At 66.8% G+C, this 25,103-nt stretch carries 14 protein-coding genes, 3 rRNA genes, 2 pseudogenes and 1 riboswitch; of the genes and pseudogenes, 16 read left to right on the top strand and 3 right to left on the bottom strand.

The features are described 5' to 3' along the window. Window positions 1-73: 73 nt before the first annotated feature. Together KKZ08_RS05920 and KKZ08_RS05915 are read left to right on the top strand one after the other, a co-directional pair. A complete protein-coding gene (locus tag KKZ08_RS05920; protein ID WP_223773430.1) occupies window positions 74-2,068 on the top strand; it encodes an acetoacetate--CoA ligase in 1,995 nt (664 codons plus the stop codon). 83 nt (window positions 2,069-2,151) lie between these two features. Further along, window positions 2,152-3,045, top strand: coding sequence for a hypothetical protein (locus KKZ08_RS05915; RefSeq protein ID WP_223773429.1), 894 nt, complete (start codon window positions 2,152-2,154; stop codon window positions 3,043-3,045). Window positions 3,046-3,104: 59 nt separating this feature from the next. Here KKZ08_RS05915 and ptsP read toward each other — a convergent pair. After that, window positions 3,105-4,646: pseudogene (gene ptsP, locus KKZ08_RS05910) on the bottom strand (phosphoenolpyruvate--protein phosphotransferase); the annotation flags it as partial. A gap of 171 nt (window positions 4,647-4,817) precedes the next feature. Next, window positions 4,818-4,968 (bottom strand): annotated as a pseudogene (locus tag KKZ08_RS05905) (PTS glucose transporter subunit IIA); the annotation flags it as partial. 643 nt (window positions 4,969-5,611) lie between these two features. Between KKZ08_RS05905 and KKZ08_RS05900 the strand changes: the two are divergent. The 13 genes from KKZ08_RS05900 to KKZ08_RS05840 all read left to right on the top strand — a co-directional run bounded on the left by KKZ08_RS05900 (window position 5,612) and on the right by KKZ08_RS05840 (window position 21,036). Beyond that, window positions 5,612-7,132: ribosomal RNA gene (locus tag KKZ08_RS05900) — 16S ribosomal RNA — on the top strand. A 320-nt stretch (window positions 7,133-7,452) separates the two neighbouring features. Continuing rightward, window positions 7,453-10,552, top strand: a 23S ribosomal RNA gene (locus KKZ08_RS05895). An 87-nt stretch (window positions 10,553-10,639) separates the two neighbouring features. After that, window positions 10,640-10,756 (top strand): 5S ribosomal RNA (rrf, locus tag KKZ08_RS05890). Together the 16S, 23S and 5S rRNA genes form the textbook arrangement of a ribosomal RNA operon. Before the next feature lie 154 nt (window positions 10,757-10,910). Beyond that, the gene (locus KKZ08_RS05885; protein WP_223773428.1) at window positions 10,911-11,519 is read left to right on the top strand and encodes a CDP-alcohol phosphatidyltransferase family protein; all 609 of its coding nucleotides are present in this window, start codon (window positions 10,911-10,913) and stop codon (window positions 11,517-11,519) included. Between the two features lie 113 nt (window positions 11,520-11,632). Further along, on the top strand, window positions 11,633-14,128 hold the full coding sequence (locus KKZ08_RS05880; protein WP_223773427.1) for a mannose-1-phosphate guanyltransferase: 2,496 nt from the start codon (window positions 11,633-11,635) through the stop codon (window positions 14,126-14,128). 89 nt (window positions 14,129-14,217) lie between these two features. Continuing rightward, window positions 14,218-15,117 (top strand): DUF881 domain-containing protein, encoded by a 900-nt coding sequence (locus KKZ08_RS05875; protein ID WP_223773426.1) that lies wholly within the window; start codon window positions 14,218-14,220, stop codon window positions 15,115-15,117. Next, the gene (locus KKZ08_RS05870; RefSeq protein WP_030794354.1) at window positions 15,114-15,446 is read left to right on the top strand and encodes a small basic family protein; all 333 of its coding nucleotides are present in this window, start codon (window positions 15,114-15,116) and stop codon (window positions 15,444-15,446) included. Before KKZ08_RS05875 ends, KKZ08_RS05870 begins: the two co-directional genes overlap by 4 nt. Before the next feature lie 5 nt (window positions 15,447-15,451). Beyond that, window positions 15,452-16,288, top strand: coding sequence for a DUF881 domain-containing protein (locus KKZ08_RS05865; protein WP_223778927.1), 837 nt, complete (start codon window positions 15,452-15,454; stop codon window positions 16,286-16,288). A 157-nt stretch (window positions 16,289-16,445) separates the two neighbouring features. After that, window positions 16,446-17,339 carry an FHA domain-containing protein gene (locus KKZ08_RS05860; RefSeq protein WP_223778926.1) on the top strand — a complete coding sequence of 298 codons (894 nt, stop codon included), beginning with the start codon at window positions 16,446-16,448 and terminating at the stop codon, window positions 17,337-17,339. A 48-nt stretch (window positions 17,340-17,387) separates the two neighbouring features. Continuing rightward, complete coding sequence (locus tag KKZ08_RS05855) at window positions 17,388-18,131, top strand: MerR family transcriptional regulator (RefSeq protein ID WP_223773425.1); 744 nt, start codon at window positions 17,388-17,390, stop codon at window positions 18,129-18,131. Between the two features lie 87 nt (window positions 18,132-18,218). Then, complete coding sequence (locus tag KKZ08_RS05850) at window positions 18,219-18,692, top strand: bifunctional nuclease family protein (RefSeq protein WP_067272821.1); 474 nt, start codon at window positions 18,219-18,221, stop codon at window positions 18,690-18,692. Window positions 18,693-18,861: 169 nt separating this feature from the next. Next, the gene (locus tag KKZ08_RS05845; RefSeq protein WP_223773424.1) at window positions 18,862-19,473 is read left to right on the top strand and encodes a MerR family transcriptional regulator; all 612 of its coding nucleotides are present in this window, start codon (window positions 18,862-18,864) and stop codon (window positions 19,471-19,473) included. A gap of 57 nt (window positions 19,474-19,530) precedes the next feature. Next, the gene (locus tag KKZ08_RS05840; RefSeq protein WP_223773423.1) at window positions 19,531-21,036 is read left to right on the top strand and encodes a DNA polymerase IV; all 1,506 of its coding nucleotides are present in this window, start codon (window positions 19,531-19,533) and stop codon (window positions 21,034-21,036) included. Window positions 21,037-21,371: 335 nt separating this feature from the next. On the opposite strand, the gene KKZ08_RS05835 is transcribed toward KKZ08_RS05840, so the two are convergent. Then, window positions 21,372-21,746: a PRC-barrel domain-containing protein gene (locus KKZ08_RS05835; RefSeq protein ID WP_223773422.1), complete on the bottom strand. Its 375-nt coding sequence runs from the start codon at window positions 21,744-21,746 to the stop codon at window positions 21,372-21,374. Between the two features lie 141 nt (window positions 21,747-21,887). After that, window positions 21,888-21,986, top strand: a riboswitch (glycine riboswitch). Between the two features lie 194 nt (window positions 21,987-22,180). Between KKZ08_RS05835 and gcvP the strand changes: the two genes are divergently transcribed. After that, complete coding sequence (gene gcvP, locus KKZ08_RS05830; protein ID WP_223773421.1) at window positions 22,181-25,069, top strand: aminomethyl-transferring glycine dehydrogenase; 2,889 nt, start codon at window positions 22,181-22,183, stop codon at window positions 25,067-25,069. Window positions 25,070-25,103: the final 34 nt, after the last annotated feature.

The raw sequence follows: 25,103 nt of genomic DNA, 5'->3' as shown, positions 1-25,103 counted from the left end.
GCCGTGTTCACGCGCACACCCAGCACGTGCGCACCCCACACGCATACGACGCGTCCAGTCCGGGAGCCGCCCCATGACGTCCTCAGCGAACCCTGCGCCGCTCTGGCAGCCGAGCCCGGAGAGGATCGCCGACGCGCAGGTCACCCGATTCCAGACCTGGGCCGCCGAGCACTACGGAGCACCGGCCGAGGGGGGCTACGACGCACTGCACCACTGGTCGGTGACCGAACTCGAGACGTTCTGGAAGGCCGTCACCGACTGGTTCGACGTCAAGTTCTCCACCCCCTACGCGCGCGTGCTCGGCGACCGCTCGATGCCCGGCGCCCAGTGGTTCCCCGGCGCGACCCTCAACTACGCGGAACACGCTCTGCGTGCGGCCGACGACCCCGCGCGCGCGGACACCCCCGCCCTCCTCCATGTCGACGAGAACCACGAGCCGCGGCCCGTCACCTGGTCCGAACTGCGCCGCCAGGTGGGCTCCCTGACCGCGGAACTGCGCGCACTCGGCGTACGCCCCGGAGACCGCGTCAGCGGCTACCTGCCGAACATCCCCGAGGCCGTCGTCGCCCTCCTGGCCGCCGCCGCGGTCGGAGCCGTCTGGACCTCCTGCGCCCCCGACTTCGGCGCCCGCAGCGTCCTGGACCGCTTCCAGCAGGTCGAGCCCGTCGTCCTCTTCACCGTCGACGGCTACCGCTACGGCGGCAAGGAGCACGACCGCCGCGAAACCGTCGCCGAGCTCCGCTCCGAACTGCCGAGCCTCCGCGCGGTCGTCCACATCCCGCTGCTCGGCACCGACACCCCCGAAGGCGCCCTGGAATGGTCGGCCCTCACCTCGGCCGACGTGGCGCCCGCCTTCGAAGCGGTGCCCTTCGACCACCCCCTGTGGGTGCTGTACTCCTCCGGCACCACCGGCCTGCCCAAGGCGATCGTCCAGTCCCAGGGCGGCATCCTCGTCGAACACCTCAAGCAACTGGGCCTGCACTGCGACCTCGGCCCCGACGACCGCTTCTTCTGGTACACCTCGACCGGCTGGATGATGTGGAACTTCCTCGTCTCCGGCCTCCTGACGGGCACCACGATCGTCCTGTACGACGGCAGCCCCGGCTACCCCGACACCGGGGCCCAGTGGCGCATCGCCGAACGCACCGGAGCCACCCTCTACGGCACCTCCGCCGCGTACGTCATGGCCTGCCGCAAGGCCGACGTCCACCCGGCCCGCGACTTCGACCTCTCACGCGTCAAATGCGTCGCGACGACCGGCTCCCCGCTGCCCCCCGACGGCTTCCGCTGGCTGCACGACGAATTCGCCGACAACCCAGGCACCCCGGGCGGCCTGTGGACGGCCTCGGTCAGCGGCGGCACGGACGTCTGCTCCTGCTTCGCGGGCGCCGTCCCCACCCTCCCCGTCCACATCGGCGAACTCCAGGCCCCCTGCCTGGGCACCGACCTCCAGTCCTGGGACCCCCAGGGCAAACCGCTGACCGACGAGGTCGGCGAACTGGTCGTCACCAACCCCATGCCGTCCATGCCCATCCACTTCTGGAACGACCCGGACGGCACCCGCTACCACGACAGCTACTTCGCCACCTACCCCGGCGTCTGGCGCCACGGCGACTGGATCACCGTCACCTCACGCGGCTCCGTGATCATCCACGGCCGCTCCGACTCCACGCTCAACCGCCAGGGCGTCCGCATGGGCTCCGCCGACATCTACGAGGCCGTCGAGCGGCTCCCCGAGATCCGCGAATCCCTCGTCATCGGCGTCGAACTGCCCGACGGCGGCTACTGGATGCCGCTCTTCGTCCACCTCGCCCCCGGCGCGGCCCTCGACGACGCCCTGCGCGACCGCATCAAGCTGACCATCCGCGAGCAGCTCTCCCCGCGCCACGTCCCCGACGAGGTCATCGAAGTCCCCGGCATCCCGCACACCCTCACCGGCAAGCGCATCGAGGTCCCGGTCAAGCGCCTCCTCCAAGGCACCCCGCTGCACAAGGCGGTCAACCCCGGCTCGGTCGACGACCTCGACCTCCTCCGCTTCTACGAGGACCTCGCCGCCAAGCGCACCTGACCGAGGTATCCCCAGCTCAGCGCCCGTTGTCAGTGCCCCTGGTTACTCTGAGTGAGCATTGATCGCCGAGCGCAGGGGGAATCATGGCGCACACCCGACACGACACGATGCGACGTGCTCTACGCCGCGAAGTCGCCGGAACCATCGGCCTGTTGGCCGATGAGGAGGACTTCGCGGCGATGCGTCGCTACCGCACCTTCACCTTCGACGACCACACGACCTACCTCCAGCAGGTCGAAGCCCTGCTCAAGACGCTCGCGTCCCAGGGCAGGCACACCACCGTCGCCCTCTTCGACCCCGAGGAGTACGAGGCGTACTGCGCGGACACCGGCCTCGACCCCGACGCCCCGGGCAGCCGCAGCCGCTTCACCGCCGAACTGGCATCGGGCGGCCCCACCGTGCCCTACGAAGGCCAGCCCCTCGCCGACCTCCTCCCCGACCTCGTCGACGAGGCGGTCCGCAAGGCCACCTGGGAGTACGCGACGGTGGTCCTCGCCCGCAGCGGCCCGTGCGCGACCTGCGGTGAGGACATCGGACGGGCCGCCTTCGCCCGGGCCTCGGAACTGATCACCCGGGCCCTCGACACCTCGGGCCCCGGCACCCGGCACCTGGTGTGCAGCGTGCCCTGCGAATCCGAGACGCTCCTCGCCGCCCTGCACGTCGAGATCGACGCGGACGGCAGCGCCCTGGTCGATGAGACCGAAGCCCTGGAGGTCGCCACGGTCCTCGCCGTCGGCATCGCCACCCACCGCGCGGCCGGCATGGTGCTTCGCTGCACCGCCGAAGGCACCCGCGACCGCGTCCAGGGATGGCGCATGAGCGGCGGTCGCCTCCAACCCCTCACCGCCGCCGAGGTCTTCGACGCGTACTGCACCGACGCCATCTCAGGCGAGCTGGTCGCCCCGGAATCCGGCGTCGACTACTGCGCGGCACCCCACCTCGAAGGCGACGAACCGGAAAGGGGCCACACCCACTGAACGCCCGAGGGGCGCCCCACCGCATCGGTGGGACGCCCCTCGGAACAACGACCGTACGGCTACTCGCCGGACAGCACCGCCTGGGCGGCCTGCCGGGCCTCCTCGGCGGTGTCCGCGGCACGAGCAGCCGCCGCCGCGCGCTCGCACTGCGCCAGCGTGTACTTGCCGAGCGTCGCCCGCACGTAGGGAATCGACGCCGCACCCATCGACAGGGAGGTGACCCCCAGACCGGTCAGCACACAGGCGAGCAGCGGGTCGGACGCGGCCTCACCGCACACACCACAGCTCTTGCCCTCGGCCCGCGCCGCCTCGGCGGACAGCGAGACCAGGTCGAGCAGCGCGGGCTGCCACGGATCCTGGAGCCGTGACACGGCACCCACCTGACGGTCGGCGGCGAACGCGTACTGCGCGAGGTCGTTGGTCCCCAGCGAAAGGAACTCGACCTCCTGAAGGATCGAGCGCGCCCGCAGCGCCGCCGACGGGATCTCGACCATCGCACCGAACTTGGCCTGTAGCCCGGCCTCACGACACGCGTCCGCGAACGCCTTGGCATCGGTGCGGTCCGCGACCATGGGCGCCATGACCTCAAGGTAGACCGGCAGCCCCTCTGCGGCCTTGGCCAGCGCGGTCAGCTGCGTCCGGAGCACCTCCGGGTGATCCAGCAGCGACCGCAGACCCCGCACGCCCAGCGCCGGGTTCGGCTCATCGGCCGGCGTCAGGAAGTCGAGCGGCTTGTCCGCACCGGCATCCAGCACCCGCACGACCACACGACCCTCGGGGAAGGCCTCGAGCACCTTGCGGTAAGCCTCGACCTGCTTCTCCTCCGACGGCGCCTTGGTGCTGTCGTCCAGGAAGAGGAACTCGGTACGGAAGAGACCGACGCCCTCGGCTCCCGCCTCGACGGCGGCCGGCACATCGGCGGGACCGCCGACATTGGCGAGGAGAGGAACCTTGTGCCCGTCGGACGTCGCGCCCGGACCGGTCGACGCCGCCAGCGCGGCCTTGCGCTCGGCAGCGGCCGCCTCCAGCTGCTCCCGCTTCTCCACGCTCGGGTCGACGAAGATCTCGCCGGTGCTGCCGTCGACAGCCACGACGGTGCCCTCCGCGAGCTCACCCGCGCCCGGCAGCGCGACGACGGCCGGGACACCGAGCGCCCGCGCGAGGATCGCGCTGTGGCTGGTGGGCCCGCCCTCCTCCGTCACGAAGCCGAGCACCAGAGCCGGGTCCAGCAGCGCGGTGTCCGCGGGCGCCAGGTCCCGCGCGATCAGTACGTACGGCTCGTCGCTGTCCGGGACACCCGGCATCGGAACGCCGAGCAGCCGGGCGACGATGCGGTTCCGCACGTCGTCCAGGTCCGCCACCCGACCGGCCATGTACTCACCGGCACCGGCCAGCAGCTCACGGTAGTGCGAGAACGCGTCGTAGACGGCGCGCTCGGCCGTGCTGCCGACGGTGATGCGCCGGTCGACGTCGGACATGAGCTCCGGGTCCTGGGCGATCATGGCCTGCGCCTCGAGCACCGCCTGTGCCTCGCCACCGGCCAGATTGCCGCGTGCAATCAGGTCGGCCGCCACAGCTTCCACGGCCTGACGGCGGCGCGCTCCGCCCTGTTCGCTCCAGGACCGCCGCCTCCTCGCCGCGAGGCAACTGCTCTGATAGTGCGGCGGATAGCCTCCAGGACCGCCGACGTCGCCGTCCTCGATGAGTTCACTCGGCCGTGGTGCCCGAACCTCGCCCGATCACGGCCTGACCGCGCCGCACCGATGGCTCACGTTGAGCTGCACGGTGTCGATGCCGAGGTGCGTCAGGACGCCGGTCTCCGATCTCGGAACACCGATCAATGGCCTCCCGATAGAAGACGGGATCCGGTACTGCGGAGAGCCCAATGGCGCGTCCAGCAAGCGGGGACGAAACACTGGTCATGGCAAGCCTCCCAGGGGGTGGAGATTCGTAGCCGCCGTCGCTACCTGTCCTGGACGACGCGCTGCTCAGAAGCGTAAGTCATAAGAAGTCCCGGTTCCGCACGAGAGATCCCGGTTGACGGACGTAGGAGCACAGCACGAACGATTTGCGCCTGCCCGGAGGGCGATGTAGAGTCGGACTCTGCCTGAGGCCACGGGACGCGGCAAGCGTCCAGGCTCGGCGACATCCTTCACGTCAGATCTTATCCCTGAGTCTGGTTCCGCATGTCATGCGGTGACCGTGGTCAGAGAGTCGAATGAGACCTGATAAAGTCGGAAGGCACCGAGGAAATCGGACACGAAAGAGTCTGATAGAGTCGGAAACGCAAGAACAAAAGAAACACCGAAGGGAAGGGAGGAAAACCCCAGACAAGGTCTGCGGGTGAGTACAAAGGAAGCGTCCGTTCCTTGAGAACTCAACAGCGTGCCAAAGTCAACGCCAGATATGTTGATACCCCGACTCACTTCGGTGAGTTGAGGTTCCTTTGAAAAGTCCTGTACGGCAATTTGATCGTGCAGGCGACACAGCGAGGACGCTGTGAACCGGGGATTATTCCTCTCCTTGGTTCCGCTCTCGTGGTGTTCATCCCGATTACGGGAAAACATTCACGGAGAGTTTGATCCTGGCTCAGGACGAACGCTGGCGGCGTGCTTAACACATGCAAGTCGAACGATGAACCACTTCGGTGGGGATTAGTGGCGAACGGGTGAGTAACACGTGGGCAATCTGCCCTGCACTCTGGGACAAGCCCTGGAAACGGGGTCTAATACCGGATAACACACGCTCAGGCATCTGAGTGTGTTGAAAGCTCCGGCGGTGCAGGATGAGCCCGCGGCCTATCAGCTTGTTGGTGAGGTAGAAGCTCACCAAGGCGACGACAGGTAGTAGCCTGAGAGGGCGACCGGCCACACTGGGACTGAGACACGGCCCAGACTCCTACGGGAGGCAGCAGTGGGGAATATTGCACAATGGGCGAAAGCCTGATGCAGCGACGCCGCGTGAGGGATGACGGCCTTCGGGTTGTAAACCTCTTTCAGCAGGGAAGAAGCGAAAGTGACGGTACCTGCAGAAGAAGCGCAGGCTAACTACGTGCCAGCAGCCGCGGTAATACGTAGGGCGCAAGCGTTGTCCGGAATTATTGGGCGTAAAGAGCTCGTAGGCGGCTTGTCACGTCGGTTGTGAAAGCCGGGCTTAACCCGGGTCTGCAGTCGATACGGGCAGGCTAGAGTGTGGTAGGGAGATCGGAATTCCTGGTGTAGCGGTGAAATGCGCAGATATCAGGAGGAACACCGGTGGCGAAGGCGGATCTCTGGGCCATTACTGACGCTGAGGAGCGAAAGCGTGGGGAGCGAACAGGATTAGATACCCTGGTAGTCCACGCCGTAAACGGTGGGAACTAGGTGTTGGCGACATTCCACGTCGTCGGTGCCGCAGCTAACGCATTAAGTTCCCCGCCTGGGGAGTACGGCCGCAAGGCTAAAACTCAAAGGAATTGACGGGGGCCCGCACAAGCAGCGGAGCATGTGGCTTAATTCGACGCAACGCGAAGAACCTTACCAAGGCTTGACATATACCGGAAAGCATCAGAGATGGTGCCCCCCTTGTGGTCGGTATACAGGTGGTGCATGGCTGTCGTCAGCTCGTGTCGTGAGATGTTGGGTTAAGTCCCGCAACGAGCGCAACCCTTGTTCTGTGTTGCCAGCATGCCCTTCGGGGTGATGGGGACTCACAGGAGACTGCCGGGGTCAACTCGGAGGAAGGTGGGGACGACGTCAAGTCATCATGCCCCTTATGTCTTGGGCTGCACACGTGCTACAATGGCAGGTACAATGAGCTGCGAAGCCGCGAGGCGGAGCGAATCTCAAAAAGCCTGTCTCAGTTCGGATTGGGGTCTGCAACTCGACCCCATGAAGTCGGAGTTGCTAGTAATCGCAGATCAGCATTGCTGCGGTGAATACGTTCCCGGGCCTTGTACACACCGCCCGTCACGTCACGAAAGTCGGTAACACCCGAAGCCGGTGGCCCAACCCCTTGTGGGAGGGAGCTGTCGAAGGTGGGACTGGCGATTGGGACGAAGTCGTAACAAGGTAGCCGTACCGGAAGGTGCGGCTGGATCACCTCCTTTCTAAGGAGCACTTCTTACCGATCCCTCCGGGGTGAGGTCAGAGGCCACTACGTCGGCAAACGATCGACGGTGGTTGCTCATGGGTGGAACGTTGACTACTCGGCCTGGTTCACGGGTCGGAGGCTGTAAGTACTGCTCGCAAGGGCGTGGAAAGCATGATCTCCGGACGGGGGCTGGTCGGGCACGCTGTTGGGTATCTGAGGGTACGGGCTGTCAAGCCTGTCCTTCGGGATGCCGACCCCAGTGAAGGTTCGCTTTGGCGGGCTGTGATGGGTGGTTGGTCGTTGTTTGAGAACTGCACAGTGGACGCGAGCATCTGTGGCCAAGTTTTTAAGGGCGCACGGTGGATGCCTTGGCACCAGGAACCGATGAAGGACGTGGGAGGCCACGATAGTCCCCGGGAGCCGTCAACCAGGCTTTGATCCGGGGTTTCGAATGGGAAACCCGGCAGTCGTCATGGGCTGTCACCCGCTGCTGAACACATAGGCAGTGTGGAGGGAACGCGGGGAAGTGAAACATCTCAGTACCCGCAGGAAGAGAAAACAACCGTGATTCCGGGAGTAGTGGCGAGCGAAACCGGATGAGGCCAAACCTACGACGTGTGATACCCGGCAGGGGTTGCGTCGTGGGGGTTGTGGGATCTCTCTTTCATAGTCTACCGGCTGTGAGACGAGTCAGAAACCGTTGATGTAGACGAAGGACATGCGAAAGGTCCGGCGTAGAGGTAAGACCCCGTAGTCGAAACATCAGCGGCTCGTTTGAGAGACACCCAAGTAGCACGGGGCCCGAGAAATCCCGTGTGAATCTGGCGGGACCACCCGTTAAGCCTAAATATTCCCTGGTGACCGATAGCGGATAGTACCGTGAGGGAATGGTGAAAAGTACCGCGGGAGCGGAGTGAAATAGTACCTGAAACCGTGTGCCTACAAGCCGTGGGAGCGTCGGGATGGAGCTTGCTCCATCCTCGTGACTGCGTGCCTTTTGAAGAATGAGCCTGCGAGTTTGCGGTGTGTTGCGAGGTTAACCCGTGTGGGGAAGCCGTAGCGAAAGCGAGTCCGAATAGGGCGATTTAGTAGCGCGCTCAAGACCCGAAGCGGAGTGATCTAGCCATGGGCAGGTTGAAGCGGCTGTAAGAGGTCGTGGAGGACCGAACCCACCAGGGTTGAAAACCTGGGGGATGACCTGTGGTTAGGGGTGAAAGGCCAATCAAACTCCGTGATAGCTGGTTCTCCCCGAAATGCATTTAGGTGCAGCGTCGTGTGTTTCTTGCCGGAGGTAGAGCACTGGATAGGCGATGGGCCCTACCGGGTTACTGACCTTAGCCAAACTCCGAATGCCGGTAAGTGAGAGCGCGGCAGTGAGACTGTGGGGGATAAGCTCCATGGTCGAGAGGGAAACAGCCCAGAGCATCGACTAAGGCCCCTAAGCGTACGCTAAGTGGGAAAGGATGTGGAGTCGCACAGACAACCAGGAGGTTGGCTTAGAAGCAGCCACCCTTGAAAGAGTGCGTAATAGCTCACTGGTCTAGTGATTCCGCGCCGACAATGTAGCGGGGCTCAAGCGTACCGCCGAAGTCGTGTCATTGCGATATATACCCCAACGGGGATCGTGATGGGTAGGGAGCGTCGTGTGCCGGGTGAAGCTGCGCCGGAAGGCAGTGGTGGACGGTTCACGAGTGAGAATGCAGGCATGAGTAGCGATACATACGTGAGAAACGTGTGCGCCGATTGACTAAGGGTTCCTGGGTCAAGCTGATCTGCCCAGGGTAAGTCGGGACCTAAGGCGAGGCCGACAGGCGTAGTCGATGGATAACCGGTTGATATTCCGGTACCCGCTGTGAAGCGTCAAACATCGAGCCCATTAATGCTAAGGCCGTGAAGCCGTTCCGGACCCTTCGGGAAAGGAAAGTGGTGGAGCCGTAAGCCCAAGGTGGTAGTAGGTGAGTGATGGGGTGACGCAGGAAGGTAGTCCAGCCCGGGCGGTGGTTGTCCCGGGGTAAGGGTGTAGCCCGTCATCTAGGCAAATCCGGATGACATGAGGGTGAGACCTGATGCCGAGCCGATTGTGGTGAAGTGGATGATCCTATGCTGTCGAGAAAAGCCTCTAGCGAGTTTCATGGCGGCCCGTACCTAAACCGACTCAGGTGGTCAGGTAGAGAATACCGAGGCGTTCGGGTGAACTATGGTTAGGAACTCGGCAAAATGCCCCGTAACTTCGGGAGAAGGGGGCCATCACCGGTGATGAGTCTTGCACTCTGAGCTGGGGGTGGCCGCAGAGACCAACGAAGCGACTGTTTACTAAAACACAGGTCCGTGCGAAGCCGTAAGGCGATGTATACGGACTGACGCCTGCCAGTGCTGGAACGTTAAGGGGACCGGTTAGTGCACTTTCGGGTGTGCGAAGCTGAGAACTTAAGCGCCAGTAAACGGCGGTGGTAACTATAACCATCCTAAGGTAGCGAAATTCCTTGTCGGGTAAGTTCCGACCTGCACGAATGGCGTAACGACTTCTCGACTGTCTCAACCATAGGCCCGGTGAAATTGCACTACGAGTAAAGATGCTCGTTTCGCGCAGAAGGACGGAAAGACCCCGGGACCTTTACTACAGTTTGATATTGGTGTTCGGTTCGGCTTGTGTAGGATAGGTGGGAGACTGTGAAGCATGCACGCCAGTGTGTGGAGTCGCCGTTGAAATACCACTCTGGTCGTGCTGGATGTCTAACCTCGGTCCGTGATCCGGATCAGGGACAGTGTCTGATGGGTAGTTTAACTGGGGCGGTTGCCTCCCAAAGAGTAACGGAGGCGCCCAAAGGTTCCCTCAGCCTGGTTGGTAATCAGGTGTTGAGTGTAAGTGCACAAGGGAGCTTGACTGTGAGACCGACGGGTCGAGCAGGGACGAAAGTCAGGACTAGTGATCCGGCGGTGGCTTGTGGAAGCGCCGTCGCTCAACGGATAAAAGGTACCCCAGGGATAACAGGCTGATCTTCCCAAGAGTCCATATCGACGGGATGGTTTGGCACCTCGATGTCGGCTCGTCGCATCCTGGGGCTGGAGTCGGTCCCAAGGGTTGGGCTGTTCGCCCATTAAAGCGGTACGCGAGCTGGGTTTAGAACGTCGTGAGACAGTTCGGTCCCTATCCTCTGTGCGCGTAGGAATATTGAGAAGGGCTGTCCCTAGTACGAGAGGACCGGGACGGACGAACCTCTGGTGTGCCAGTTGTCCTGCCAAGGGCATGGCTGGTTGGCTACGTTCGGAAAGGATAACCGCTGAAAGCATCTAAGCGGGAAGCCTGCTTCGAGATGAGTATTCCACCCCTTTGAGGGGTTAAGGCTCCCAGTAGACGACTGGGTTGATAGGCCAGATCTGGAAGCCCGGTAACGGGTGGAGGTGACTGGTACTAATAGGCCGAGGGCTTGTCCTCAGTTGCTCGCGTCCACTGTGTTGGTTCTGAAACCACGAACAACCCCATGTGTGGTCACGCATGGTGCGGTTGACAGTTTCATAGTGTTTCGGTGGTCATAGCGTGAGGGAAACGCCCGGTTACATTCCGAACCCGGAAGCTAAGCCTCACAGCGCCGATGGTACTGCAGGGGGGACCCTGTGGGAGAGTAGGACGCCGCCGAACTCCTTTTATAGCCGTGGTTCCTGGATTCATTTCCAGGAACCACGGCTTTTTTTGTTTTCAGGGGGTGGTACCTGCCACCCCTCCGCATCGTCGTCTCGCCGCTAAGGGTAGGGTCAGGGGCATCATTGGTTCTTTTCCCACAGGAGGCCCCCGGGTGGAGGTCCAGGAGACGCGTGTCCAGACGGACCGTGTCCTCACCATCCCGAACATCCTCAGCATGGCGCGCCTCGTCGGCGTGCCCCTCTTCCTGTGGTTGATCCTCAGGCCTGAGTTCGGAGGGCCCAACAGCGACGGGTGGGCGCTGCTGGTGCTCGCGCTCAGCGGCGTCAGCGACTACCTCGACGGCAAGCTCGCACGCCGCTGGAACCAGATCAGCAACCTCGGCCGGCTCCTCGACCCCGCGGCCGACCGGCTCTACATCCTGTCGACGCTTGTCGGCCTGACGTGGCGGGAGATTCTTCCGCTCTGGCTGACGGGCGTACTTCTGCTGCGCGAACTGGTCCTCCTGGTGATGGTCTGGATCCTCAGGCGCCACGGCTATCCGCCGCCGCAGGTGAACTTCCTGGGCAAGGCCGCCACCTTCAACCTGATGTACGCCTTTCCACTACTGCTCCTGAGCGACGGAAGTAGCTGGATCGCTTCTCTCGCTGCTATTTTCGGATGGGCGTTCGCTGGATGGGGTACAACTCTGTATTGGTGGGCAGGGATCCTGTATGTAGTCCAGGTCCGCCGACTTGTGAAAGCGGACAGCATGGCCGATTGAGCCTGCCAATTAGGTGACCGTAGAGGCGCGAAGGCCCGCGTTTGACGTATGCGGGTCCTGCTTGGCGGGCTGAGTCGGCTAGATCGTCGTCTATTGAGGAGGACGTTTCCGACATGAAGGCCGTCGTAATGGCCGGCGGTGAGGGTACCCGCCTTCGCCCCATGACCTCTAGCATGCCCAAGCCGCTCTTGCCCGTGGCCAACCGGCCGATCATGGAGCATGTGCTGCGCCTGCTGAAGAGGCATGGTCTGACCGAGACCGTGGTAACAGTGCAGTTCTTGGCGTCGCTCGTCAAGAACTATTTCGGCGACGGCGAAGAGCTCGGGATGGAGCTCACCTATGCCAACGAGGAGAAGCCGCTCGGCACCGCAGGCAGCGTGAAGAACGCCGAGGAAGCGCTGAAGGACGATGCCTTCCTCGTGATCTCAGGTGACGCGCTGACCGACTTCGACCTCACCGAGCTGATTAACTTCCACAAGGAAAAGGGTGCGCTCGTCACCGTCTGTCTGACGCGCGTACCCAACCCCCTTGAATTCGGCATCACCATCGTGGACGAGGAAGGCAAGGTCGAGCGCTTCCTGGAGAAGCCGACCTGGGGGCAGGTCTTCTCCGACACGGTGAACACGGGCATCTATGTGATGGAGCCCGAGGTGTTCGACTATGTCGAGGCCGACGTGCCGGTCGACTGGTCCGGTGATGTCTTCCCGCAGCTGATGAAGGAGGGCAAGCCCATCTACGGGTTTGTCGCCGAGGGCTACTGGGAGGACGTCGGTACGCACGAGAGCTACGGCAAGGCGCAGGCCGACGTCCTGGAGGGCAAGGTCGACGTCGAGCTCGACGGCTTCGAGATCTCCCCCGGCGTATGGGTCGCCGAGGGCGCCGAGGTGCACCCTGACGCCGTGCTGCGCGGGCCCCTGTACATCGGGGACTACGCCAAGGTCGAGGCGAACGTCGAGATTCGTGAGCACACCGTGGTGGGTTCGAACGTCGTCGTGAAGGAGGGCGCGTTTCTGCACAAGGCCGTCGTGCACGACAACGTCTACATCGGTCAGCACAGCAATCTGCGTGGCTGCGTCGTCGGCAAGAACACCGACATCATGCGGGCCGCCCGCATCGAGGATGGCGCGGTCATCGGCGACGAGTGCCTCGTCGGTGAAGAATCGATCATCCAGGGCAATGTGCGGGTCTACCCGTTCAAGACGATCGAGGCGGGCGCGTTCGTCAATACGTCCGTCATCTGGGAGTCCCGCGGCCAGGCGCACCTCTTCGGGGCCCGTGGTGTCTCCGGCATCCTGAACGTGGAGATCACGCCTGAACTCGCCGTGCGTCTCGCGGGTGCGTATGCGACGACCCTGAAGAAGGGCTCGACCGTCACCACCGCGCGTGACCACTCGCGAGGCGCCCGGGCGCTCAAGCGAGCGGTGATCTCGGCGTTGCAGGCCAGCGCCATCGACGTACGCGATCTGGAGAACGTGCCGCTGCCGGTCGCGCGGCAGCAGACGGCGCGCGGCAGTGCCGGCGGCATCATGATCCGGACGACGCCCGGGGTGCCGGACTCCGTCGATATCATGTTCTTCGACGGGGAGGGCGCCGACCTCTCGCAGGGAAGCCAGCGGAAACTCGACCGGGTATACGCGCGTCAGGAGTACCGGCGGGCCTTCCCCGGCGAGATCGGGGATCTGCACTTCCCGTCCAGCGTCTTCGACTCCTACACCGGGTCCCTGCTCCGGAATGTCGACACCTCCGGGATCGCAGAGTCGGGGCTGAAGGTCGTCGTCGACGCGTCCAACGGAAGCGCCGGACTGGTGCTGCCCAGCCTGCTCGGCAAGCTCGGCGTGGACGCGCTGACGATCAACCCCGGCCTCGACGAGTCGCGGCCCACCGAGACCGCGGATGCCCGCAGGGCCGGCCTGGTGCGGCTCGGCGAGATCGTGGCGTCGGCACGAGCGGCCTTCGGCGTGCGGTTCGACCCGGTAGGTGAGCGGCTCTCGCTCGTGGACGAGAAGGGACGGATCGTCGAGGACGACCGGGCCCTGCTGGTGATGCTCGACCTGGTGGCCGCCGAGCGGCGCAGCGGGCGGGTGGCCCTGCCGGTGACCACGACGCGGATCGCCGAGCAGGTGGCCGCGTACCACGGCACGCAGGTGGACTGGACGACGACCTCGCCCGACGATCTGACGCGGGTCGGACGCGGTGAGTCGACGATCTTCGGTGGCGACGGCCGAGGTGGTTTCATCGTGCCCGAGTTCAGCAGCGTGTTCGACGGTACGGCCGCGTTCGTGCGGCTCATCGGTCTTGTGGCGCGTACCCAGCTCACTCTGAGCCAGATCGACGCGCGCATTCCGCGGGCGCATGTGCAGCGACGCGACCTCGCGACGCCGTGGGCCGTCAAGGGGCTCGTGATGCGGCGTGTGGTGGAGGAGGCCGGGGACCGGTCCGTCGACACCACCGACGGTGTGCGGGTCGTGGAGGCCGACGGGCGCTGGGTGCTGGTGCTGCCGGACCCGGCGGAGGCCGTCACCCATCTGTGGGCCGAGGGGCCCGACGACGCGTCCGCCCAGGCGCTGCTCGACGAGTGGGCCGCGGTGGTGGACAGCGCGGGTCGCTGATCATGACCGGCTGCCGGGCGGTACCCGCAACGGGTGCCGCCCGGCACGCCGGTGGGGCCATTCGGAGGTAGCGCCCGCGACGTGCGACGATGTGCGGCATGCCGCAGCAGCCCCCCGTTCGGAGCACCCCTTCCCGGCCCAGACGTCCGGACGCGTCCATGTCGCTGCTCACCACGGTCATGGACCACAGCCTGGACGAGGGGTACGCGGAGGCGGCCGCCAGAAAGAAGGCCGAAGGGGTCAGTGGTCTTCCTCGGCCGCTGCGGGCCAAACTCGGTCTCGCCGCGGGCCTCGTACTCGCCGCCCTGGTCGTCACCGTTGGGGCGGCGCAGGCCCGAGTGGCGGCGCCGGTGCTCGCCAAGGAGCGCGAGGAGCTGATCGACCGCGTCGAGGCCGCCACGGCCGGGGCCGACGAGCTCGAGGACGACGTGGACGAGCTCCGCGACGACGTGGGCGAGCGGCAGCGGGCCGCACTGAAGAAGCACGGCGGCAGCCAGGGCGAGTTGCTCGGTCTGCTCTCCGGCGCGACGAAGGTCCGCGGGCCCGGAGTGAAGCTCGTGGTGGACGACAAGAAGCAGGCCGACCAGGGCGGCGGTGGGCCACGCGAGAGCGCCGGGTTCTCCGACACCGGGCGGGTGCGCGACCGGGACATGCAGCGCGTCGTCAACGGCCTGTGGCAGTCCGGCGCCGAGGCGATCTCCATCAACGACCAGCGGCTCACCGCGCTGTCGGCGATCAGGGCCGCGGGTGACGCGATACTGGTGGACAACAGGCCGCTGGTGCCGCCGTATACGGTGCTCGCGGTGGGGGCGGGGAAACGCCTGAGCACACGGTTCCAGAACAGCCCCGACGGTCAGTACCTGCATGCTCTGCAGGAGAACTTCGGCATCCGGACCAGCATTTCCGTGTCGGACGAGCTCCGGCTGCCCGCAGCGCCGAGTGTGACCGTACGTACAGCAGAGCCGAAAGCAGGAAAGGGCACATCGTGATCGCCGTACTGGGCCTCGTCGTGGGAGTCGTGGCCGGATTGTTGGTTCGGCCCGAGGTTCCGGCGGTGGTCGAGCCGTACCTCCCCATCGCCGTGGTCGCGGCTCTCGACGCCGTGTTCGGCGGCTTGCGCGCGATGCTCGACGGCATCTTCGACGACAAGGTCTTCGTGGTGTCGTTCCTGTCGAACGTGGTGGTGGCCGCACTGATCGTCTTCCTGGGCGACAAGTTGGGTGTCGGTGCGCAGCTGTCCACCGGCGTCGTCGTGGTCCTCGGCATCCGGATCTTCTCCAACGCCGCCGCCATCCGCCGGCACATCTTCAGGGCGTGACGCCGATGAGCGCCGAGAAGAAGCCCGAGCACCGTCATCGCAAGGAACTCCCCGCGGAGGTCCCGAGCGAGCCCAAGGCGTCCGAGACGCCCGCGCCGCCCGCGCCCGGGGCGCAGGGGCTCACCGGCCGTCAGCGGCTGGTGAAGGGCCTGTGGCCGCCGCGGGTGACCCGGCCTCAACTGATCGTCGCCCTGCTGCTGTTCGTGCTGGGCCTCGGTCTGGCCATCCAGGTGCGGTCCAACAACGACAGCAGCGCGCTGCGCGGCGCGCGGCAAGAAGATCTTGTACGCATCCTCGATGAACTGGATGACCGTACTCAGCGTCTGGAAGAAGAGAAGCGGAGTCTCGAGGAGCAGCGGACCGGGCTGGAGAACAGTTCGGACCAAGCCGAAGAGGCCCGCAAGCAGACGGTCGAGCGGGAGAGGCAACTCGGCATCCTGGCAGGCACGGTGGCGGCCCAGGGGCCGGGGATCACGCTCGCCATCGAGGACAAGAAGGGGGCGGTCGAGGCGGACATGCTGCTCGACGCCATTCAGGAACTGCGCGCCGCCGGCGCCGAGGCGATTCAGATCAACGACGTACGCGTGGTGGCCAGCACCCACCTGTCGGACGCCGACGGCGGTGGTGTCCGGGTGGACGGCCGCAAGGTCGGCGAACCGTACCTCTTCAAGGTGATCGGCAAGCCGCAGGATCTGGAACCTGCGCTGAACATCCCGGGAGGCGTGGTGCAGACTCTGGAGAAGGAGCAGGCCACGGTGACCGTGACACGCTCGGAGAAGATCGTCGTGAGCGCCTTGCGACCTGCGAAGCGGCCTGACTACGCTCGGTCGTCCTCGCAGTGAGGGGCGGGCGCATGGAGGCCGTGAGGCGAGGGCATGAGGTTGCGGGGGGTCGGCGCACCGGAAGCGTGGTGCGTGGTGGAAACTGTTTGGTGGATACGGACGTTGTGATGATGTCTGGTTCACCGATGAATGCCGGTGAGAGCAATCAGGGTTCGTCCTGCCCCACGGGCGGGTCTGTTTCGGTCAAGGGGAATCGCCCGTGAAGTTGTTTGCGAAGTTGTTCGGCAAGAGTGCACGTGAGGACAGCGGCAATCCCGCCACTGCCCGGCACCGTGCCCCGCGCCATGGAGACGGTGAGGGACAGGGCGGCGAGCGCCCCATGTTCCGGGACCAGGTGGCTGGTCCAGGTGGTGACAATTCGGGCGGACAGGGCGCGTCATCTGTTGACCCTGCCGGTCCCGGCCGCATAGGTTTCGGAGAACCGTCAACCTCAGGCGCGGGTGGAGGGTTTACCCCCGACCCGTATGCATCCCATGCCCCCGCGGGGCAGCCGCGGCAGGAGGACCCGTCCATGGCCCTGGTGTGTACGAGGTGCGGGAACCGAAACGCCGAGGCGAGCCGGTTCTGCTCCAACTGCGGTGCGCCGCTGCGCGCGGGCGCGGCACCGGAGCGCGCGTCCGAGACGACCTCGACGATCTCCATCTCGGGCCTTGAGGCCTATGACGCGGAGGCGACGGGGCAGACCCTGTCTCCCGCGCTCTCCCCGGAGGCACAGGCCGCCGTCGACGCGCTGCCGCTGGGCTCGGCGCTCCTCGTGGTGCGCCGTGGGCCGAACTCGGGCAGCCGTTTCCTGCTCGACGGCGAGCTGACCACGGCGGGGCGTCACCCGCAGAGCGACATCTTCCTCGACGACGTGACGGTGTCGCGTCGCCACGTGGAGTTCCGTCGCGTCCAGGACGGTTCCTTCACCGTCGCCGACGTGGGCAGCCTCAACGGCACGTACGTCAACCGGGAGCGCATCGACTCCGTCGCGTTGTCGAACGGCGACGAGGTGCAGATCGGTAAGTACCGGCTGGTCTTCTACGCGAGCCAGCGGAGCGTCGGCATCTGACCCACCACCCCCGGACCCGTCCGGGGGGCACCCCCCTCAGGAAGGTCCATGCTTCAAACACCGAGCGGCGGTGCCGTCACCGGCACCGCCGCCGCGGACCGTCGGCTGATGAGCATCGGCACCGTGCTGAACACGCTGCGTGACGAATTTCCCGAGGTCACGATCTCCAAGATTCGTTTCCTGGAGTCCGAGGGGCTCATCGAGCCGCAGCGCACGCCGTCGGGCTACCGGAAGTTCAGTCCGGAGGATGTCGAGCGGCTCGGCCATGTCCTGAGGATGCAGCGGGACCACTATCTGCCGCTCAAGGTCATCCGCGAGCACCTCGAAGCGCTGGAGCGGGGCGAGCGGGCCCCGCTGCCCTCTCTGGGGCGCCAGCGCGACCCCGGCGGCACCGAGGGCCACGACGAGGCCGAGCGGCCGACTGCGGCCCGTGTGGGCCGTGACGAGCTGCTGGCGGTCGCGGAGATCGAGGAGCGGCAGCTCGACGAGTGGGAGACGTACGGGCTCGTGGTGCGGCTGCCGGACGGGGGGTACGACGCGGAGGCCGTCACGATCGCCTCGCTCGTCGTCGAGCTCGGCCGGTTCGGTATCGAGCCACGCCATTTGCGGGCCATGAAGTCCGCCGCCGACCGGGAGGCCGGTCTCGTCGACCAGGTCGTCGCGCCGCTGCGGCGGCACCGCAATCCGCAGACCAGGGCCCACGCCGAGGCCCGTACCAAAGAGCTCGCGGGGCTCACGGGAAAGCTGCATTCGGCCCTCGTGCAGACCGCGCTCGGGGTCAGACTGCCCTGATCCGGCAGGCACCCGGGCCGAGGCCCGGCTGGTACTCGGCGGGTGCCCGACTACCCAAACCTGCCAGCCACGTCCTAGGGTTGCTGTGTGAACGAGCTCGACGTCGTAGGTGTCCGGGTCGAAATGCCCTCCAACCAGCCGATCGTGCTCCTGCGTGAAGTGGGAGGCGACCGGTACCTCCCCATCTGGATCGGACCAGGTGAGGCGACTGCCATCGCCTTCGCGCAGCAGGGCATGGCACCCGCACGGCCGCTGACCCATGACCTGTTCAAGGACGTGCTGGACGCGGTGGGCCAGGAGCTCTCCGAAGTGCGCATCACCGACCTGCGGGAAGGGGTCTTCTACGCCGAGCTGGTCTTCGCCAGCGGGGTGGAGGTGAGCGCGCGGCCTTCCGACGCCATAGCGCTGGCGCTGCGCACCGGAACGCCGATCTATGGAAGCGACGGCGTCCTGGACGACGCCGGGATCGCGATCCCGGACGAGCAGGAGGACGAGGTGGAGAAGTTCCGCGAGTTCCTCGACCAGATCTCGCCCGAGGACTTCGGCACCAACAGCCAGTGAGCCGCTCCCCGGGGTCCGTTTCGGGCCATTCGGCTAGCCTTTCCCCGCGGCGGGGCACGTGAAACCACTCTCAGGGTGATTATCACTCGGCGTGGCGAGTGTGGCGATCGTTGACGAGCCCCTGGTGACTGCCTACCGTCGAGAAGGCAGGTCAAGGACGGAGGTCGGCGTGAGAAGCAGCGGCGACGGTACGGCGGTGGGCGGTCCGTACCCGTTTCACAGCGCGGCCGATCACTCTCCGAAGCCGATGGTGGTCCAGGGGAGCGGGGACGCGACGTTCGAGGATTCCGAGCGGATCGGGTATCGCGGTCCGACCGCGTGCGCGGCCGCGGGCATCACGTACCGCCAGCTCGACTACTGGGCCCGCACGGGCCTGGTCGAGCCCAGCGTGCGTGCCGCCGGCGGTTCCGGTACCCAGCGGCTCTACAGCTTCCGGGACGTCGTCGTCCTGAAGGTCGTCAAGCGGTTCCTCGACACCGGGGTATCGCTGCAGAACATCCGTACGACGGTCCAGCATCTGCGGGAGCGCGGGTTCCGTGACCTTGAGCGGATGACGCTGATGAGCGACGGCGCGACGGTCTACGAGTGCACGTCCCCCAGCGAGGTCCACGACCTGCTCCAGGGCGGGCAGGGGGTGTTCGGGATCGCCGTGGGTGTGGTGTGGCGTGACGTCGAGGCCGCGCTCTCCCAGCTGCACGGGGAGCGGATCGACACCGGGGAGACGCTCGTCGGCCACAACCCCGCCGATGAGCTCGCCAGACGGCGCAACAAGGCGGTCTGAGCCGCCGAGGGGCCTGTCGATGGGGCATTGTCAGTGGCGTAAGGCAGCATCGGAGATGTGAGAAGCGCGCCGACGATCCTGCATCTGGACATGGATGCCTTCTACGCGTCCGCCGAGCAGGCCGCGAAGCCGAGTCTGCGTGGAAAGGCCGTGGTGGTGGGCGGTCTCGGGCCGCGGGGTGTCGTGGCCACGGCCTCCTATGAGGCACGGCGGTTCGGTGTGCACTCGGCGATGCCGATGGGGCAGGCGCGGCGGCTGGCTCCGAACGCCGCCTATCTCGTGCCGCGCTTCGGGTTGTACCGCGAGATCAGTGAGCAGGTCATGGGGCTGCTGCGGGAGCTGTCACCGCTGGTGGAGCCGCTCAGCCTGGACGAGGCCTTCGTGGACCTGGAGGCGGGCGGGGTCGCCGATGACGAGGCGTCGGCCAGGGCCGTGGGGGAGCGGCTGCGGGCGGACATCAAGGCGGTGACCGGGCTGACCGGGTCCGTGGGGCTCGCCGCCTCCAAGATGCTGGCGAAGATCGCCTCCGAGGAGGCCAAGCCGGATGGGCTCAGGCTGATAGCACCGGGGACGGAGCGGGCGCTGCTGGGACCGATGTCGGTGCGGACGTTGCCGGGGGTCGGTCCCGCCACCGGGGACCATTTGCGGCGGGCCGGGATCACCACGGTCGAGGAGATCGCCGAGGCCGGGGAGGACGAGCTCGTACGGCTGCTCGGGAAGGCGCACGGCGGATCGCTGTACGCGATGGCGCTGGCGCACGACGAGCGGCCCGTGGTGGCCGAGCGGGACACCAAGTCGGTCAGCGTCGAGGACACCTATGACGTGGACATCCACGACCGGGTGCGGGTCAGGGGGGAGGTCGCCCGGCTCGCCGACCGGTGCGTGCAGCGGCTGCGTGCGGCGGGGCACTCGGGGCGGACCATCGTGCTGAAGGTGCGGCGGTTCGACTTCTCCACGCTGACGCGGTCCGAGACGTTGCGGGGGCCCACCGACGATCCCGGAGTGGTCCGGGAGGCCGCGGCGCGGCTGCTGGAGTCCGTGGACACCACGGGTGGGGTGCGGCTGCTGGGGGTGGGGGTCACGGGGCTCGCCGACTACACGCAGGAGGACCTCTTCGCGCAGGCCCAGGCGCAGGCTGCTGCTGAGGCCGGGGTTTCCGATGAGGGTGTGGAGCCGGAGTCCGGCGGCGAAGCGGACGGGGCGTCGCCCGGGGAGCCGCAGGATGTGGGTGCCGAGGAGTCCGCGGCCCCTGCGGAGCGGCGCTGGGCAGCTGGGCACGATGTGCGGCATGCCGAGTACGGGCACGGGTGGGTGCAGGGGAGCGGGCTGGGCCGGGTGACGGTGCGCTTCGAGACGCCGGGGTCCGAGCCGGGGCGGGTGCGGACGTTCCGCACGGATGATCCGCTGCTGGTGCCGGCGGAGCCGTTGCCGTTGGTGGAGCCGTCCGGGGCGGCAGGGCCGTTCCGTGCGGCAGGGCTGTCCTGCGCGGTGGAGCCGTCGGTCGTGGGGGAGGCCTTGCCTGCGGGGGCTGGGGAGGTGGCAGGGCTGGGGGAGCGGGGTTGAGGGCGGCGTGGCGCCCTCACGGCGGTGGATCCTGCGGGGAGGGGGCTCGGTCGGGGCGAGGGGTGAGGTTCGCGGCGAGGTGGCCGCCAGGGGAGGGTGCCCCGCGTTGGGGCTGGTGCGTGGTCTAGGGGGAGCCAGCTGCGGTCGGGGTGGGGGCCCGGCAGAGGGGAGGGGGAGGTCCGTGGCGAGGGGGTCGTACGGGGGGCGGCGGTGATGCGGCCGGTGTGGTGGTCTTGGGCTGGCCGGTCAGCCTCGCTGGGGGCTTGTTGGCTGGGTGACCGGGATTGCGGGTCCGCGTGGCCGATGGTGCAAGGGGAGGGGGAACAGCCGCGTGGTCAGGGAGGGTCGCCTGCGATGTGGCCGAAGTTGCGGTCCCGGGGAGGGGGCTCTGGGGGTGTGGTGTCCAGGCCGTAGTGGTGGTAGAGCTGGAGTTCCTGGGCGGGGGAGAGGTGGCGGCCGACGCCGAAGTCGGGGGCGTCCTTGATCAGGTCGCGGTCGAAGGGGATGCGGAGGGTGCCGTCGCCGGTGAGTTCGCTCGGCTCCAGGGGGACGAAGGCGTCGCGGCTGAACAGGCCGGTGCGTATGGCCGCCCACTCCGGTGCGCCGGTGGCGTCGTCGAGATAGATCTCGTCGATCGTGCCGATCTTCGCCCCGTTCCGGTCGAACGCCTTGCGGCCGATCAGGTTGCGCGGATCGATGTCGGTCTGCACGGGCCCTCCAGCTGATCGCGGGGTCGGATGTGGGCATAACTCATCTTTGTCCGCTCGTACTCACTACGTAAGAGCACTTCGGGGCAGGCGGCCACTCGAGGGAATGGCCGGGGGACGCGCTGGTAGGCTGGCGCTGGCTGCTGATCCCGTGCGGGAGAGCTCTCCGGGTCACGATTCCGGAGGCGCCGAAGGAGCAAATCCTCCCCGGAATCTCTCAGGCACACGTACCGCACGGACGAGGTCACTCTGGAAAGCAGGGCGGGCGTACGGGCGGGCACGTTCGAACCCCTTCCTCACCGACGGTGAAAGCCGGGACGGCGCCTTCGCGGGTGTCCCCGGTGAAGCTCTCAGGTTGAGATGACAGAGGGGGAGGCCGTCCGGGTACCCGCGCCGTGGTACCCCTCGTAGGTCGCGCAGACCAGGAGGCCTCCGCAATGACTGCCACCAATCGCATCCCGCTCTCCGAGCTCGAACAGGGCATCCCCTTCGAGCAGCGGCACATCGGGCCCGATGCGGAAGCGCGGGCCAAGATGCTCGCCCAGGTCGGGTACGGCTCGCTCGACGAGCTCACGGCCGCCGCGGTGCCGGATGTGATCAAGAACGCCGAGGCGCTGAAGCTGCCCGGCGCGCGCTCCGAGGCCGAGGTGCTGGCCGAACTGCGCTCGCTCGCCGACCGGAACCAGGTCCTCGATTCCATGATCGGTCTCGGGTACTACGGCACCTTCACGCCGCCCGTGATCTTGCGGAACGTCATGGAGAACCCCGCCTGGTACACCGCCTACACGCCGTACCAGCCCGAGATCTCCCAGGGGCGCCTCGAGGCGCTGCTCAACTTCCAGACCATGGTCGCCGAGCTGACCGGCCTGCCCACCTCCGGAGCCTCGCTGCTCGACGAGGGGACGGCCGCTGCCGAGGCCATGGCCCTGTCGCGGCGCATGGGCAAGGTCAAGGACGGCGTCTTCCTCGTCGACGCCGACGCCCTGCCGCAGACCATCGCCGTCATCCGGACCCGTGCCGAGCCGACGGGTGTCGAGGTCGTCGTCACGGACTTGAGCACCGGTATTCCCGCCGAGGTCGCCGAGCGCGGTGTCGTGGGCGTGCTGGTTCAGTACCCCGGCGCCTCCGGCGCCGTACGCGACATCAAGCCGCTCATCGACCAGGCGCACGAGCTCGGTGCGGTCGTCACGGTCGCCGCCGACCTGCTCGCCCTGACGCTGCTCACCTCGCCCGGCGAGCTCGGCGCGGACATCGCCGTCGGCACGACCCAGCGCTTCGGTGTGCCGATGGGCTTCGGCGGCCCGCACGCCGGTTACATGGCGGTGCGCGAGAAGTTCGCGCGCAGCCTGCCCGGGCGGCTCGTCGGCGTCTCCGTCGACGCCGACGGCAACAAGGCGTACCGGCTCGCGCTGCAGACCCGTGAGCAGCACATCCGCCGTGAGAAGGCCACCAGCAACATCTGTACCGCTCAGGTGCTGCTCGCCGTCATGGCCGGGATGTACGCCGTCTACCACGGCCCCGACGGGCTGAAGTCCATCGCGCGGCGCACCCACCGGTACGCGACGCTCCTCGCCGAGGGCCTGAAGGCCGGCGGTGTCGAGGTCGTGCACGGCGCGTACTTCGACACGCTGACCGTGCGCGTGCCCGGCAAGGCGGAGGGGATCGTTTCTGCAGCCCGCGAGAACGGCGTCAACATCCGCCGGGTCGACGCCGACCACGTCTCGCTCGCCTGTGACGAGACCACCACGCGCCGGCAGCTCGCCGCCGTGTGGGGGGCCTTCGGGGTCGAGGCCGATGTCGACGCGCTCGACGCCGAGGTCAGGGACACGCTGCCCGCGGGTCTGCTGCGCACGGATCAGTACCTCACGCACCCCGTCTTCCACCAGTACCGCTCCGAGACGTCGATGCTGCGCTACCTGCGCAGGCTGGCCGACCGCGACTACGCGCTCGACCGCGGCATGATCCCGCTGGGCTCCTGCACCATGAAGCTCAACGCGACCACCGAGATGGAGCCGGTCACCTGGCCCGAGTTCGGACAGCTGCACCCCTTCGCGCCCGCCCAGCAGGCGCAGGGCTACCTCACGCTCATCCGTGAGCTGGAGGAGCGGCTCGCCGAGGTCACCGGGTACGACAAGGTCTCCCTCCAGCCGAACGCCGGGTCGCAGGGTGAGCTGGCCGGGCTGCTGGCCGTGCGCGGGTACCACCGCGCCAACGGTGACGACCAGCGCACCGTCTGCCTCATCCCGTCCTCCGCGCACGGGACGAACGCGGCGAGCGCCGTCATGGCCGGCATGAAGGTCGTCGTCGTGAAGACCGCCGACGACGGCGAGATCGACGCCGAGGACCTGCGCGCCAAGATCGAGAAGCACCGTGACGAGCTCGCCGTGCTCATGATCACGTACCCCTCGACGCACGGTGTGTTCGAGGAGCACGTCGCCGACATCTGCGCGGAGGTGCACGAGGCCGGCGGTCAGGTGTACGTCGACGGCGCGAACCTCAACGCGCTGGTGGGTCTCGCCAAGCCGGGGCACTTCGGCGGCGACGTCTCGCACCTGAACCTGCACAAGACCTTCTGCATCCCGCACGGCGGCGGCGGCCCGGGTGTCGGCCCGGTCGGTGTGCGCGAGCACCTCGCCCCGTACCTGCCCAACCATCCGTTGCAGCCCGCCGCGGGCCCGAAGACCGGTGTCGGCCCGATCTCCGCGGCGCCGTGGGGTTCCGCCGGGATCCTGCCGATCTCCTGGTCGTACGTACGCCTCATGGGCGGCGAGGGGCTCAAGCGCGCCACCCAGGTCGCGGTGCTCTCCGCCAACTACATCGCCAAGCGCCTGGAGCCGCACTACCCGGTGCTCTACACCGGTCCCGGCGGGCTCGTCGCGCACGAGGCCATCATCGACCTGCGGCCGCTCAGCAAGGCGACCGGCGTCAGCGTCGACGACATCGCCAAGCGGCTCATCGACTACGGCTTCCACGCGCCGACCATGTCCTTCCCGGTCGCGGGCACGCTGATGATCGAGCCGACCGAGAGCGAGGACCTCGCCGAGATCGACCGGTTCTGCGACGCGATGATCGCCATCCGCCGGGAGATCGAGAAGGTCGGCTCCGGTGAGTGGGCCGCCGACGACAACCCGCTGCGGAACGCGCCGCACACCGCGGCCGCGCTCGGCGGGGAGTGGGAGCACGGCTACAGCCGTGAGGAGGCCGTCTTCCCGGCCGGCGTCGTCGCGTCGGACAAGTACTGGCCGCCGGTGCGCCGCATCGACCAGGCGTACGGCGACCGGAACCTCGTCTGCTCGTGCCCGCCGCTGGACGCGTACGAGGACTGATGACGGGGCCCGTGCGGCACGGGCATGCGCCGGG

Origin of the sequence: Streptomyces sp. 135, from assembly GCF_020026305.1 — a bacterium.
In the GTDB taxonomy this organism is placed as follows: Bacteria; Actinomycetota; Actinomycetes; order Streptomycetales; family Streptomycetaceae; genus Streptomyces.
This window is presented reverse-complemented; position numbering and strand designations above follow the sequence as displayed.